Here is a 14,300-nt window from a genome sequence, read left to right as displayed (position 1 = left end):
TCCTCCACCGTGGTGGCGATCTCGCTGATCGCGGTGGCGGTTTCCTGGGTGCTCGAGGCCACCTGGCTGGTGGCGGCGAGAATCTCCTCGCTGGAGCTGGCCAGCACCGCGATGCCTTCATTCATCTCCTGCACCAGCTCGCGCAGGTACTGGCTCATGGCGCCGAATGCCTGGGCCAGCCGGCCCACTTCGTCCTGCCGGGTGCTGGCAATGACCTCGCGGGGGATCTCGCCGCGGCCGATGCGCTCGGCCCAGCCGGTCAGGCGCGCCAGCGGCAGGGCGATATGGCGGCTGAGCAACCAGGCCAGGATCGCACTGGCCCCCACCAACAGCAGGCTCAAATTGAGGATGCGCTCGCGCAGGGTCTGCAGCGACTGGCGCGAGCGGACCAAGGCCTCGGCGATGCGCCGATCGGTCAGGTTGGCCAGCTGCAGGCCCAATTCATGGATCCTGTCGATCCGTTCCTGCTGGATGCCGCTGCTCAAGTGCCGCGCCTGCTCCAACTGGCCACTGCGGATAAGCTGCAGTTGCTGCTCGCGGGTCTTCGCCGCCAGGCTGCGCACCGCCAGCAACTGCTCGAGAATATCGCCGACTTCCGAATCGTCGCTGGCCGCCATCTGCAGGCGTTTCACCTGTTGGTCGTTTGCCTCGCTGTGCCTGCGAATTTCCGTCTCGCGCGCATCCAGTTGCTCAGGCGTGCCCTCGTCTATCGCCAGCAGCAGGTCGCTGCGCTGGGCTGCGATATTGATGCGCAACTCCTTCGCCGCGGAGAGCCGTTCATAGTTGTGCTTGAACTGCAGTTCTTCGCTTTCCTGCAGACTGACGAAGCGCTCCAGGGTGAAGAACAGCAGGCCGCCGAAGCCCAGGATCAGCAGGGCGAAGGCCATGATCAGCTTGCTGCCTATGTTGAATCGCAGAACCTTGTTGTCCATCACGCTTGTCCCTCTCCATATTACTAATCGTCGGCCAGCACGCGCAGATTCGGGTCACCCAGCAGGCGCGCACCATCGAGTACCGTACATTGCTCGCAAGTCACCCCCAGCAGATAGTTGGCGCGCACCCCGGACAGGTTGGCCGGAGCGCCTTGCAGGGTCTCGCGGCTGATTTGCGCAACCCCCAGGACGCGGTCGATCAGCAGGCCGAACTCCATTTCCGCGCTGTGCAGGACAAGCAGGAAGCTGCGCTCGGCAAGGCCGCCGATCGGCAGTTCGAACAGCACCCGCAGATCCAGTACCGAAACGATGCGACCGCGCACATTGACGATACCCAGCACGTAGGCCGGGGTACCGGGCAAGGGCGTGTACTGGTTCAGCGGCAGCACCTGGGCGACGTGCTCGCTGCCGATGGCATACCGCTCGTTACTGAGAATGAAACTCAGCACCTCCAGTTGATCTTGCGCCGCCTCGGCCTGCTCCGCACAGGCCCATTGCCGGGTGCGCTCGCCCAGGCGCGCGGCCCACTGCTCGGGGGCCATGGCAAAGCCGTCGAGCAAGCGCCGCTCAAACTCGCCCAAACGTTCATGCAGCTGCGCCCAGCGCGCATCGTGGTTCATCGGATCGGACATGGGTGTTGTTCCTCCAGCAATTGCTCGCACAAGCGCAGCAGTTGGCCACAGCTCATGCCATTGCCTTGCGCTAGCAGCGCTTTCTCGTCCTGCTCGTCGAGCAACTGACGGCAGACCTGTAACGCCTTATCGCTGGCCCGCATGCGGCCTTGCGTACGCAACAGGCGCGCCTGCAGGAAGTAGCCAAGAATGAAGCCGGGGTCGAGATAGAGGGTTTTCTGCAACGCCAGCAGGGCCGCCGGAATATCGCCACCCTGCTGTGCCAGCAGAGCCTGCAGCCAGTAACCCATGACCGAAGCGGGATCCAGCGACAGCGCCCGCTGCAACCAGTCCTGCGCCTCGTCGATGCGCTGCTGGTCGGCCCAACTGTGCGCCAGCAGCAGGCAGGCCTGGTGTTGCTGGGCATGGCTCAGGCCGGTGCAGGCCAGGTAGGCCAGCAGGGCTTCGCGGGCCGTGACGTACTCGCCGGCATCCAGAGACCGTTGCGCCTGTTGCCAGAAGCCCTCGGACGGAGCGCCGGCATCCACACGGTCGACGCGCGGCCAGGCCCTGTCTACGACGACCGTCGGCTCGACCCGGCGTGGCCCCGGGGCCTGGCCACCAGCAACGCCCGGCGTGGTCGCGGGCGAGCTGTCCTGGCGCGCCGCGGCGTCGGCCGAAACAACGGCGAGCGTGGGCGGGGCACGCTCGGCGCTACTATTCAGGGCATAGTTGCAACCGGCCCAGAAGCCATTGAAGCCAGCCTGGGTGGCGATGCCTGCCTCGACCGCACTCAGCAGCAGCAGGCCGTCGCGGTCCAGGCAGCCGAGCAACCGGTGCAACACGCTAGCCGCACGGGTCGGCGAGAAATACATCAGCACGTTGCGACACAGAATCAGGTCGGCGCCTTGCATCGGGCAGGCGAGCAGGCCATCGGCCAGGTTGTACTGGATGAACCGGATACGCCCGCGCCAGGCCGGCCGCACCCGCCACAGGCGGCCCTCGGCCTGGAAATGCTGGTTGCGGAAGGCCGCTTCGTTGCGGCGAAAGGCATTGGCGCCATACAGGCTCTGCTCCGCCCGCGCGATAAAGGCCGCGTTGATGTCGCTGGCGAGCAGTTCCAGGATCCAGCTGTCGCGCTCAGCGCCGAGCAGCCGATCGAGCAGGAACAGCAGGCTGTAGGCCTCCTCGCCGGTACAACAGCCGGCACTCCACAGGCGCAGGCTGCGCTGCCCGGCCTGGCGCCGACGCGTCAGCAGCGGGCCCAGGTGGTTGACCGCCAGCCAGTCGAGCGCCTCGGCATCGCGACGGAAATAGGTTTCGCCGACGCTGAACGCGGGGATCAGCGTCTGCACCAAGGCCGCATCCCAGTCGGCGAAGGCCAGTTGCTGCAGCCAGGGCTCGAGATCCGCTACTTGCAATTCCAGGGCCAGCAGCTGCAGACGCCGCAGCAAGTCGCCACCCCGCGCCCCGGAAAAATCCATCCCCAGGTGCTGATGCACCTTGTGATTCAAGGCCGCCAACAGGCTTGGCGAACAGCGCGCTTCAGTCCGCTGCATCGGCCAATCTCCCGTCATCGGTCAACAGCGCAGCCAGCTGCAGCTCGTCGCCAGCGCTGAGCAGCTGTTCGACGTCCTGGATCAGCAGCAGCCCTTGGTCGGTGCGCAACGCCCCGCGCAGCAGACTGGAGGGAACCCGCGGATCCGGTACCGGAATGAAGTCCTCTGCCGCAGCGCTACACACCGACTCCACCCGCGCCACCGGGAGCAGGAGCTCGCGCGCGCTGCTGCGCAGCCAGATAAAAGGTTGCCACAGGCCGGGCACGGGCGTGGCCCAGCCGAAACGCCGGGCCAGATCCACCACCGGGAGCAGTTTGCCGCGCACATTGACCAGCCCACAGACCGCCTCGGGTGCACCGGGCAAAGGGCTAACCTGCAGCGCCGGCAGCACGCGCACCACTTGATCGAGGGTTACCGCCAAGCGTTGTTCGGCCAGCCAGAAGGGCAACATCACGTATCTGTCCATAGATGTGTCCCTGTCACCGTACGCTGTTTATCCTCCTAGAACCCTAGTTCAGAAGCGGCCAACGTCCAGTGCCGTAGTCGAGAGATCCACGGCTGCTAGGGTTCTGCCACAGCCGAGGAAGGCGCCTGCCGAGCAGGGTCAGGTTGCTGCGTTCGTTGTTCAAAGCGGTAGCCTGCACGTTGACCACGCTGTTGAAGTCGACGGTGCCGGCGCGGTACTGGTTCTCGATCAGGCGCAGGGACTCGCGGGCGGCGTCCAGCGCCTGCTGCTGGAGCACCTCCTCCTGCTCCAGCACCCGCAGCAACCCGGCAACCAGATCGCATCGACGCCAACAGCAATGCCAACTGCCAGCCGCTGGCATGTTGCAGTAGCAACGCCTCGGTGACGGGTGGCTCCCGCATCGCCAACGGCCTGCCAGGGTCAGCGTTCTGGGTTTAAGCTCATGCGGCTGACAGTAAGCGACCTACGTCAACACGTTATCCCGCCAGTCCTGTACCTGCCTCGCCCAGGACTCGCATTGCGCGTGCATCGTTTCCAGGTAAATCTCCTGTTGGCAAACGCAGGGGATGCCGGCCAGGGTGTTCGAGGAAAAGGTGGGCGGGCTATACGCTTACTGTTTGCGGTCTGATCGTTCACCTGAACCATACCGCTGTGGATTTGGCTGACCCGCTCGCAGGCACGCATGCTGTCTGCACTGTGGATGGCTACCGTCAGTCCGTAGGGTGAGATGTTGACCAGTCTTAACGCTTCCTCGATTTCACCTGGTCACGCTGAACTCAGCGCCAGCCGCCATAGTTGAGTGCCAGCGGCAGCAGGACCGCGATGAGGATGCCCATCAGGCTCATGCCCAGGGCGGCGAAGGCGCCGCATTCGTCGCCCTCCTCCAGCGCCCGCACCGTGCCGATGGCGTGGGCATTGATGCCGTAGCTCAGGCCGCGCGCCGCGGGACTCGCCACCCCGGCCCAGCCCAGCAGCAGCGGACCCAGGGCCGTGCCAACGACCCCGGTGAGCATCACCAGCACGGCTGTCAGCGAGGCGATGCCGCCCCATTGCTCCGCCACCAGCATGGCGATCGGCATGGTTGCAGACTTGGGCGCCAGGCTCATCAGCACCGGCAGCTCAGCACCGAGCTGGTGAGCGATCAGCAGGGTCAGAAGCACGGTGAGGCTGCCACCCACCGTCAGAGTCAGCAGGATCGGCCAGAGCAGTTGACGGATGCGCCGCAGGTTGCGGTACAGCGGCACCGCCAGCGCCACGGTGGCAGGTCCCAGCAGCATGGCAACCGGCGAGGCGTCCTCGCGAAAGTGCGCGTAATCAATTCCGCTGAGCAACAACACGCAGACGACGATGGTCGTGGAGACCATGACCGGCTGCAGCAACAACCAGCGGCTACGCCGGTAGAGCTGCAGCGAGGCCTGGAACGCCAGCAGGATCAGCGCGACGGAAAAAAGCGGGGGGGCGCACAGGCTTGCCCAGAGTTCCAAGAGCGAAGGACTCATGGATCGTCTCTCCGGCGCGCTTCCACGTGCCTGATCATCCGCTGCATCAGCCAGCCACACAGCGGTACCGTGACCACCAGAGACAGCACCAGCGCCGCCGCAATGGCCGGAAGATCGTTCAACAGCATCTCACCGCTGGCCATGATGCCCGCCGCGGGCACCACCAGCAGCATTGGCAAGTACTGCAGCAGCCCGCTCGCCGCCTGTTCGACAGGCTCACTGATCCCGCCACGTATCAACAACCAGCCGAACAACAACAGCAGGCCTATGATCGGTCCGGGCAGCATCGGCAATAGTGTAAGGTTCAGCACATTGCCGAGCAGTTGCAGCAGTACCAGTACAGTCAACCCCTTGAGAATCATCCTGACCTCCACTCATCCTCGTCGACGAAACAGCGGGCGCGGCTCAATTGCGGAACGCCCGTAGAGCACACTCATCCCTGCTAGCCCCTTGAGCGCATCTTCGGCAGACTTGTCCTCGCGAACGGCAAAGGCATCGAAGCCGCACTGACGCATGTGCGCCAGCTGATCGCGCAACACCTCGCCCACCGCGCGCACTTCACCGCACCAGCCTCGGCGCACTCGCAATAGATAGGCCTGGCTGTAGCCGCGCCCGTCAAGGAAGCTCGGGAAATCGATCGCGACCAGCGGCAGCACCTCAAGCCATTCGGCCAGCGCCTCGGGGTCGTCGTCGGGCTGCAGCAGCACACCCTGCAGGCTGAGCCGATTACCCGCGAGAACCTCGGCGTCCTGTCGCGCCTGCCAGTGCGCCAGCGGCAGGATGAGCGCGCCTGCTGCCTGGGGCGCGTCGTCACGAACCAGTTGCCAGGGATCGTCGTGAACGATCCGCGCCTGCCCCTCAACCAGCCTGATCAGGTTCTTCATAGTGTGGCTTCCGCCGCCGCATAGACGCGCTCCCTGAATGGCCCGAGACCGATGCGGTTGACGGTCTCGACGAAGCGCTCGTCGGCTTCGCGGTGCTCGACGAAGGTCTGCACGAGACGCTCGATCACCGCAGGCACCGCCTCGGCTGAGAACGAGGGGCCAATCACCTTCCCCAGGGCACTGGCCTTGCCCTGCGCGCCGCCGAGCGTGACCTGGTACCACTCACTGCCGTTCTTGTCGACGCCAAGGATCCCGATGTTGCCAATATGATGGTGCCCACATGCGTTCATGCACCCGGAGATGTTCAGACTGATATCGCCAAGGTCATGCAGGTAGTCCAAGTCGAGAAAACGCTGCTGAATAGCCTGAGCAATTGGAATTGACTTCGCATTCGCCAATTTGCAGTAGTCGCCACCTGGGCAGGCGATTATGTCTGTAAGCAGCCCGACGTTAGGCGCGCCAAGGCCAACCTCGCAGGCCGCACACCACAGTGCATACAGATCTCGCTGGCGTATGTCTGGGAGCACGATGTTCTGCTCGTGGGTGATGCGCAGCTCACCGAAACCGAATCGCTCAGCCCAGTGAGCAAGCATGCTCATTTGTACATCAGTCACATCGCCGGGCGGCGCCGCCATTCCAGGTTTGGTAGAGATCGTCACCGATGCATAGCCCTGCACCTTGTGGGCCATGACATTTCGCTCGACCCAACGAGCGAACGAAGGCTCCTGCGCCAACCATGTATCCAGCGTCAAATCGACATCCGGTAGCCACTCGTACGGCGGCGGCTGGAACGAGCTAGCAACACGCAGATATTCGGCATCGGTCAGCTCCGCCGGCCCCTCCTTGATGTGCTGCCACTCGCGCTCGACCTCTTCGGCGAAAGCCTCAATGCCGAGCGACTTGACCAAGATCTTGATGCGCGCCTTGTACTTGTTGTCGCGACGCCCCCAGCGGTTGTAGACCCGAAGGATCGCCTCGACATAAGAAAGCAGGTGTCGCCAGGGCAGAGCCTCGCGGATCTGCTGGCTGAGAATAGGCGTGCGCCCAAGCCCTCCGCCGACCATGACCCTCAACAGCATCTCGCCCTGCTCGTCGCGATACAGGTAGAGGCCGATGTCATGCATCATGATCGCGGCACGGTCTTGCTCGGCCGAACACAGTGCGATCTTGAACTTGCGCGGCAGAAACAGAAATTCCGGATTTACCGTGGACCACTGCCGAAGGATTTCCGCCAGCGGGCGGGGGTCGAGCAGTTCATCGGCAGCAACGCCGGCAAAGGCTTCGGTGGTGATGTTGCGCACGCAATTGCCCGAGGTCTGAATTGCATGCATGTCAACCCCGGCCAACAGTTCGAGAATGTCCGGAACCTGCTCCAGCTCTATCCAGTTGAACTGAATATTTTGCCTGGTGGTGAAGTGACCATAGCCACGGTCGTAGTCCCGGGCGATCCGCGCCAAGGTGCGCATCTGGTCTGCGGACAGCGTGCCGTAGGGGATAGCCACCCGGAGCATGTAGGCGTGCTTCTGCATATACAGTCCGTTCTGCAGACGCAGCGGAAGAAACTCCTCCTCGCTCAGCTCGCCGGACATCCGACGCTGCACCTGATCGCGGAACTGCACCACGCGCTCATGCACAAGCGCTCGGTCGTAATCGTCATAGTGATACATGCAAGACTCCCCTTCGCCCCCAGCAAGGTGCGACGGCAGTAACGCCGCCGTCGAGGGGAGTGACTATGCCGACATGGATCACTCACAAACAGATTCAGTTGCGCCGATAAAATACAGCTCAGCAGCCGTGCCGCCACTCCTCCAGCCTCGCTTGATGTACGTCAAGCGCTGACACTTGCCTTTTCGCCGCAGCTTCCTGAAGGGTATCTGAGCTGGTTTTTTTAGCATCATCTGGCGCTGTTTTAAGCACAGGCGGGAGCCGATGATCTGCCCGGTCTGAATCAGCCTGATGAGTTTTCCGTCATGACAGAACGAATTCCTACCCGGATCATCGAAACCATAGATCCCGGCAAGCCGAAGCGCCTGACCCCGGCCAAGGAGGGCGGTCCTATCCACACCCGGAGCTTCAGCGGGTTGTTCCGCAATCTGCGCCTGCTAGGCGCGGGGCTCCTGTTCATTTTGTTTTTCGGCACAGCTTGGCTCGACTGGAACGGCCGCCAGGCGGTGCTGTGGGATCTCGGCGCAGGCCAGTTCCATATCTTTGGCAGCACCTTCTGGCCTCAGGATTTCATCCTTCTTTCCGCAATATTGATCATCGCCGCCTTCGGCCTGTTCTTCATCTCGGTGCTGGCTGGCCGGGTCTGGTGCGGTTATGCCTGCCCGCAAAGCACCTGGACGTGGATTTTCATGTGGGCGGAAAAGATCACCGAGGGCGATCGCAACCAGCGAATCAAATTGGATGCCGCGCCCTGGTCGCTGAACAAGCTGCTGCGTCGCGGCGCCAAGCATGCCATCTGGCTGGGCGTCAGCCTGGTCACGGCCGTCGCCTTCGTCAGCTACTTCACCCCAGTGCGTGAACTGGTGGCCGGCCTGTTGACGCTCGATGCAGAGCTGGGCCCAACGATCTGGGTCGCATTGTTTGCCACAGCGACCTATCTAAACGCTGGCTGGTTGCGCGAACAGGTGTGCCTGCACATGTGCCCCTACTCGCGATTCCAGAGCGTCATGTTCGACAGCGACACCCTGAACGTCGCGTACGACGCAGCGCGCGGGGAATCCCGCGGGCCACGCAAGAAGGACAGCGACTACCGCGTCGAGGGATTGGGCGACTGCATTGATTGCACGATGTGCGTCCAGGTCTGCCCGACCGGTATCGACATTCGTGACGGACTGCAACTCGACTGCATCAGTTGTGGCGCCTGTGTCGATGCCTGCGACGAGGTCATGGACAAGATGGGCTATGCGCGCGGCCTGGTGCGCTATGCTTCCGAGCGGTCCCTGGAGGGGAAAAAGATCCGCCTGTTGCGCCCGCGGCTGATGGGCTACGGTCTGGTTTTGATAGTAATGATCGGCGCCTTTATCTGGGCACTCGGCGAGCGCTCGCTGGTTTCGCTAGACGTGACTCGTGATCGGACGCTGTACCGTGAGAACAGCGCAGGGCAGATCGAAAACATGTATCTGCTCAAGGTTATCAATAAGAGCCAGCAAGTCCAACGCTATAGCGTCGGGCTGCAGGGAGCACAGTTCACCCTCCAAGGACCGAGTGAACTGACACTCGCACCCGGCGAGATCAGCGACGTGCCCTACAGCGTTGCCCTTGTCGAGCCGAGCCGCGCGGCATCCACTCACGAAATTCACTTCACCATTATGAATCCAAACGATCGGTCGGCTCACGACAGCGTCTCCAGCACATTCATATCGCCTGCCAGATATTGAGCCTCTCCGCCGAAACGGATTCACAGCGTCGCGAGCTTGACGCGCGCGACGCAGCAGGAAGACGCCATGAACGATTTCGCCAAGTTATACTCGCCGATTAGCCCTTCGGCCGGTTTGGATAAGATGAAGCGGTATGAAAAATTTGCTGATGAGGTCGCCGAGCTAATCCGTACCGGCGTGCTAGCGCCTGGTGAGAAAGTACCCTCTGTTCGCCATGCGGGCCGTACCTACGGGGTCAGCCTCTCGACGGTGTTCCAAGCGTATTACTTACTCGAAAGTCGAGGCCTGATTCAAGCACGTCCCCGCTCTGGATATTATGTTCGCGAGCACGCAAAGAAACCCTTGCACGAACTGACCACCACGCATTATCCCGTTGATGTGAGTGACGTCGGAGTCAGCGAGTTGGTATTTTCCGTGCTGAAATCACTTAAAGACGCAGACACCGTACCTTTCGGCTCTGCGTTCCCTCATCCGAATTTATATCCACTGGCACGGTTAGCCCGCTCCCTTGCGCAAAGCGCGAGAGAGATGTCGGGCCAGGCGATTATGGCCGACATGACCGAAGGCAACCCGGATCTACGTCGTCAGATCGCGCTGCGCTACATGGTCAGTGGTGTCATGCTGCCGGTAGAGGAGCTGGTGATAACCAACGGCGCCATGGAAGCTCTCAACCTTTGCCTACAGACCGTAACCCGGCCTGGCGACTTGGTGGCGATCGAGGCGCCCGCCTTTTACGCCACCCTGCAGGTACTGGAACGACTCCAGTTGAAGGCCGTCGAGATTCCGGTTCACCCGCGCGAGGGAATCGAACTCGACGTGCTTGCCGATTGTCTGGCGAAACTGCCGATCAAGGCCTGCTGGTTTATGAGTAGCCTGCAGAACCCGCTCGGCGCGACCATGACCGAGACAAAAAAACAGGACCTTTACGCGCTTGTTGAGCAATATCAAACACCGCTCATCGAAGATGACGTCTATGCCGAACTCTATTTTGGCAAGCAGCCGCCCCGACCGATCAAAAGCCATGACCGCAACGGGTTGGTCATGCACTGCGGCTCGTTCTCGAAAAGCCTGGCGCCTGGCTACAGGGTTGGCTGGGTCGCTGGAGGGCGCTTTTCGGAACAGATCAGCCGGCTCAAACTAATGACTACAATTTCGCCCTCCGTACCGGCACAAGCGGCAATCGCCGATTACTTGCAACATGGCGGCTATGATCGGCATCTGCGCAAGCTCCGGCACGCCCTCGAAATGCAACAGGGCACCATGCTAGCCTCGGCTGCACGCCACTTCCCGACCAGCACCCGCGTCACCCGTCCATCTGGCGGATATTTCCTTTGGTTCGAGTTTCCGGAAAAGGTCGACTCGCTGAAGCTTCTGCAACTGGCGCTGGCACAGGGTATCAGCTTGGCGCCGGGCCCGATCTTCTCTGCGACCCAGCGATTCAGGAACTGTGCCCGCCTCAATCATGGCCATCCTTGGGACAGCCGCAGCGAGAAAGCCATGGAGATCCTCGGGCGCATCCTTAAATCCTTCTGATAACGGTAAAGCAGCCAAATTCGAGTCTGTTTCGTTGGTCGCTCTATTTCTAAATTGATCGCCCTCGAAGCTTTACGGCGACGCCAGCAAGGTTCGTTTTACGACAACTAGGGGATTGGCACCAAGAGGGTCAGCCCGTATGGCTGAAATGCCGGGGGGCCTTTCGCATCAATATAGTCATCGGCACACCCTGCGTCGTATGCCGAGAGCGCGCTCAAATGTGGATGGGCAGACCCGCTTTGGTCCCAGCGCGTACTTTCAGGTATGTCATCGCCCAAGATTGAGAACTCAGCAGATGGATGCCGGAGCGGGGTTACTGTCTCAAATGCGTTGGGATGCCGGACTTTGCAGGCATTAGCCGGATGGCATGCCCTCCGGCACGAGATCAAAAGCGCGACCAGAAGAGAAACCGTTGACCTGATCTAGCCTGGAGACACCGGTCAGTCGCACGCTAGCGCCAGGAACGTCATCCAGTGTGAACGGTCTGGTGGCCCCTGTGGCGGCGTCTTCCCTTGCATGCTCACGAACCATTTTCAGGATGGTTTCGATGTCATCTTGGACGAACTCGAGCCGCGCAAAAAGTCGGCGGAGTGCCTCTTGCTGTCCTCGATGACATCAGCAACGCACTCGATAGGTCGGTGAGTCCTCAGGCCTGGACTGGCACCGATCATAAGTTCTGGTGGTGCTAATGTTTGCGCGCCCAAGCCATTGCTGATCCTTTGAAAAACACCGGGATGACAAAGGCCCGGATCAGCCTTTGAAGGCCGGCTCGGCGCCGAGCATGCCGGGACGGCCATGCCAGTAGCCGTTGCAGCCTTCCACCGCCAGCGGCGGCAGCGCGCCCTGGCGCACCGTGTGGTAGGCCTGGATCACCTCGGCCATGCCTTCGGCACGCGGGCTGAGGCGCAACAGCTCGGCGCCGACGTTCTGCAGTTGCGGGTAATCGGCCAGCAGGTTGTTGACCTTGGCCGACATGGTCTGGATACCGTTGATGGTAAACAGCGCCTCGCCTTCCTGGCTGAGCAGCGAAATGCCTTCGGGATAGTTCTGACAGCAGAGCTGGCAGTCATCCTTGGGCCGGTTCTCCGCGCGGGCGGTAAAGCAACGCGCCGAATAGGCCAGAGGCAGGTGGCCGTAGGCGAACAGCTCGACCTGCGGCCGGCTTAGGCCGAGGCTGTCAAGCTGCTCTAGGCTGTCCTGGATCAGCGCACCGGAGCACTCCACCGGCGGCACCCAGCGTTGCATGCCGCAGTCGATCAGTTCCGCCAGGGCATGGCCGTTGTAGACGTTCAGCGCCGGCCCGGCGACGAAGGGCAGCTTGCGCTCGCGGAGGAACTGCACCGCGCCCATGTCGTTGGCTTCCACCAGCAATTCGCCGTTGTCGCACAGGCGCTTGAGACTGGACAGCTCGGAGGCCGCCTCAACCAGCGTCAGGCCGGAGATCACCAGCTCGGCCGTGCTGCTGCCGCGCAGGTCGCGGGCCAGTCCCAGCCACTCGTCGAGACCGAAGGCGCGACGCTTGGAGCACACGGTTTCACCCAGGTAGATGACATCCAGCGGCTGCTCGAGCATCTCGGCGTAAAAGTTCAGCAGTTTTTCCCGTGTCCAGTAGAACAGTACCGGACCTAAACTGAGTTTCATCGATGACTCCTCACTGCCAAGAACGGTGGTAGGCGCCCAGGGTGGTCTGGCTACCCTCGGACAACGTCGACAGCGCGCTACGCCACTGCGGCTGCACACTGAAGCTCTGCGGCGCACGCGCATAGGCATCCAGCGCGGCGCGCCAAACCCGGGTGACCTGCTCGGCGTAGGCCGGGCTGCGTTGGCGGCCTTCGATCTTCACCGCCTTGATGCCTATGGCGGCCAGTTGCGGAATCAGGTCGAGGGTATTGAGGCTAGTCGGCTCCTCCAGGGCATGGAAGCGCTGGCCATTGACCATGAAGCGGCCCTTGCACAGGGTCGGGTAGCCGGCCGGCTCGTCCTTGGCATAGCGGTCGATGAGTACGCCATTGAGCCGTGAGCTGAGACCGTCGGCATCTTCCTGCCAGCGCACCGCCTTGGCCGGCGAGCACACGCCGCACAGGTTGGGCGACTCGCCCGTCAGGTAGGACGACAGGTGGCAGCGTCCCTCGGCCATGATGCACAGGCTGCCGAAGGCAAAAACTTCCAGCGGCACCGTGCTCTTCTCCGCCACCTGGCGCACCTGGGCCAGCGACAGCACGCGGGGCAGCACGGCACGGCGGATGTTGTAGCGCTGCTGGTAGAGGCTCAGGGCGGCGGCGTTGGTTGCCGAGCCCTGCACCGAGAGGTGCAGATTGAGATCCGGGTGGCGCTTGCTGGCATAGGCCAACACGCCGGGGTCGGCAGCGAGCAGCGCATTCACGCCCAGCTCGGCGGCGTGATCCACCGCGCGCTGCCAGCGCTGCCAACCGCCCGGCTGGGCGTACGTGTTGACCGCCACAAAGAGTTTGCGGCCTTCCTTGCGGATCAGCTCCAGGCCGGTTTGCAGCTGCTTCTCATCCAGATTGAGGCCAGCGAAGTGACGTGCGTTGGTGTCATCACGAAAACCAACATAGATGGCATCGGCGCCCTGGCGGACGGCTGCCTTGAGCGCGGGCAGGCTGCCTGCGGGACAAACAAGTTGCATGAGTTCCCCTCCGGGACGAAACACGGTCGGGACTAAAGAATCTGCCCCGAGGCTTAGTGAAGCTGTAAGAAAACCCCGAAAACACACGCACCCTCAGCACTCGCTGCACTTTTGAAGTGGCCGGGCATTTGTTGAGGTGTGGTTATTTCGAGGGGGGCGTTAACGTTGTGTTGGCCGCCCTATAGCTCAGATAAGAGTTGTGGAGCGCTCAGTGCCCTGCCTGTGCGTCATGTTCAGCGCTGGGCATCTGCCCGGGCATGCCGCCATGCTGGATGCTCGCCGCTTTCTGCAGCAACGTCTGATCGATGTCGTCGAAGCGCAGCACACGACCACCATGCTCCTCGGCAAAGCGCTGAGCCGTCTGCTCGTTGGCGAAGGTTGCCAGGGGTGCACCCATGGCAACCTTGAGTGACGTGCCAACCACGTAGTAGGCGCTGGTTGCATCGATCAGGTGGCTGTCGTCCGGGTGCTCCCAGACGTTGCGGCCCATGTCGTGCACATACAGTTTGACGTCGAGCAGGCGGTTCTCCGGCTGCAGCCACCAACCGAGCATCTCGGCGGTGGAACAGAATTTCCTCACCCCGTTCTTCTCCACTACCTGACCCTTGGGGCCGGGGAAGTCAGCGAGGATCATGCCGCAGACGTGACATTCGTCGCTGTCGTGGAAAGCCACCGGGTCGAGCGATTGTTTAACTTCCTCGCTTTCGCCACAGCCGGCCAGACCGAGAGTGAGCAGCATGGCGAAGAGCGTTCCGGCGCCGATGCGATAAAGAGCGTTCATAGGCG

General features: G+C 62.2%; 14 protein-coding genes and 2 pseudogenes. 2 read left to right on the top strand and 14 right to left on the bottom strand.

Features of this window, described 5'->3' with window-relative positions; genetic code table 11:
- The 10 genes and pseudogenes from BM315_RS18150 to BM315_RS18110 all read right to left on the bottom strand — a co-directional run.
- Positions 1-932, bottom strand: a 932-nt coding sequence (locus BM315_RS18150) for a HAMP domain-containing protein (protein ID WP_141123973.1), incomplete at its 3' end; no start/stop codon positions are given.
- A 23-nt stretch (positions 933-955) separates the two neighbouring features.
- Entirely contained in the window at positions 956-1,564 is a 609-nt protein-coding gene (locus BM315_RS18145) for a chemotaxis protein CheW (RefSeq protein WP_090503728.1), read from the bottom strand.
- Positions 1,549-3,102 (bottom strand): CheR family methyltransferase, encoded by a 1,554-nt coding sequence (locus BM315_RS18140; RefSeq protein WP_170862252.1) that lies wholly within the window; start codon positions 3,100-3,102, stop codon positions 1,549-1,551. Before BM315_RS18140 ends, BM315_RS18145 begins: the two co-directional genes overlap by 16 nt.
- On the bottom strand, positions 3,089-3,568 hold the full coding sequence (locus BM315_RS18135; RefSeq protein ID WP_090503722.1) for a chemotaxis protein CheW: 480 nt from the start codon (positions 3,566-3,568) through the stop codon (positions 3,089-3,091). Before BM315_RS18135 ends, BM315_RS18140 begins: the two co-directional genes overlap by 14 nt.
- A 118-nt stretch (positions 3,569-3,686) precedes the next feature.
- A pseudogene (locus BM315_RS18130) lies at positions 3,687-3,869 on the bottom strand (RND transporter); the annotation flags it as partial.
- A gap of 167 nt (positions 3,870-4,036) precedes the next feature.
- On the bottom strand, positions 4,037-4,324 hold the full coding sequence (locus tag BM315_RS25555; RefSeq protein WP_141123974.1) for an aldehyde dehydrogenase family protein: 288 nt from the start codon (positions 4,322-4,324) through the stop codon (positions 4,037-4,039).
- A gap of 20 nt (positions 4,325-4,344) precedes the next feature.
- Positions 4,345-5,067 (bottom strand): LrgB family protein, encoded by a 723-nt coding sequence (locus BM315_RS18125; RefSeq protein ID WP_090503719.1) that lies wholly within the window; start codon positions 5,065-5,067, stop codon positions 4,345-4,347.
- Entirely contained in the window at positions 5,064-5,429 is a 366-nt protein-coding gene (locus BM315_RS18120; RefSeq protein WP_090503718.1) for a CidA/LrgA family protein, read from the bottom strand. The genes BM315_RS18125 and BM315_RS18120 overlap by 4 nt, the downstream gene beginning before the upstream one ends.
- 12 nt (positions 5,430-5,441) lie before the next feature.
- Positions 5,442-5,951 (bottom strand): DUF934 domain-containing protein, encoded by a 510-nt coding sequence (locus tag BM315_RS18115; protein ID WP_090503715.1) that lies wholly within the window; start codon positions 5,949-5,951, stop codon positions 5,442-5,444.
- The gene (locus BM315_RS18110; RefSeq protein WP_090503714.1) at positions 5,948-7,618 is read right to left on the bottom strand and encodes a nitrite/sulfite reductase; all 1,671 of its coding nucleotides are present in this window, start codon (positions 7,616-7,618) and stop codon (positions 5,948-5,950) included. Before BM315_RS18110 ends, BM315_RS18115 begins: the two co-directional genes overlap by 4 nt.
- 303 nt (positions 7,619-7,921) lie before the next feature.
- Here BM315_RS18110 and ccoG point away from each other — a divergent pair, with 303 nt between their 5' ends.
- Positions 7,922-9,334 (top strand): cytochrome c oxidase accessory protein CcoG, encoded by a 1,413-nt coding sequence (gene ccoG / locus BM315_RS18105; RefSeq protein ID WP_090503712.1) that lies wholly within the window; start codon positions 7,922-7,924, stop codon positions 9,332-9,334.
- A gap of 123 nt (positions 9,335-9,457) precedes the next feature.
- Complete coding sequence (gene mapR / locus BM315_RS18100; RefSeq protein ID WP_090503737.1) at positions 9,458-10,867, top strand: GntR family transcriptional regulator MpaR; 1,410 nt, start codon at positions 9,458-9,460, stop codon at positions 10,865-10,867.
- 615 nt (positions 10,868-11,482) lie between these two features.
- On the opposite strand, the pseudogene BM315_RS25050 reads toward mapR, so the two are convergent.
- From BM315_RS25050 to BM315_RS18075, 4 genes and pseudogenes are all read right to left on the bottom strand, one after another.
- Positions 11,483-11,590, bottom strand: a pseudogene (locus BM315_RS25050) (tyrosine-type recombinase/integrase); the annotation flags it as partial.
- 27 nt (positions 11,591-11,617) lie between these two features.
- Complete coding sequence (locus tag BM315_RS18085) at positions 11,618-12,508, bottom strand: U32 family peptidase (protein WP_090503709.1); 891 nt, start codon at positions 12,506-12,508, stop codon at positions 11,618-11,620.
- 10 nt (positions 12,509-12,518) lie between these two features.
- The gene (ubiU, locus tag BM315_RS18080; RefSeq protein WP_090503707.1) at positions 12,519-13,514 is read right to left on the bottom strand and encodes a ubiquinone anaerobic biosynthesis protein UbiU; all 996 of its coding nucleotides are present in this window, start codon (positions 13,512-13,514) and stop codon (positions 12,519-12,521) included.
- Positions 13,515-13,722: 208 nt separating this feature from the next.
- Positions 13,723-14,295 (bottom strand): nitrous oxide reductase accessory protein NosL, encoded by a 573-nt coding sequence (locus BM315_RS18075; RefSeq protein ID WP_090503704.1) that lies wholly within the window; start codon positions 14,293-14,295, stop codon positions 13,723-13,725.
- Positions 14,296-14,300: the final 5 nt, after the last annotated feature.

The sequence above is a fragment of the Pseudomonas borbori genome (assembly GCF_900115555.1).
GTDB classification, from domain to species: domain Bacteria; phylum Pseudomonadota; class Gammaproteobacteria; order Pseudomonadales; family Pseudomonadaceae; genus Aquipseudomonas; species Aquipseudomonas borbori.
Note: the sequence above shows the minus strand (reverse complement) of the source record. Positions and strands in the feature narration are given on the sequence as shown.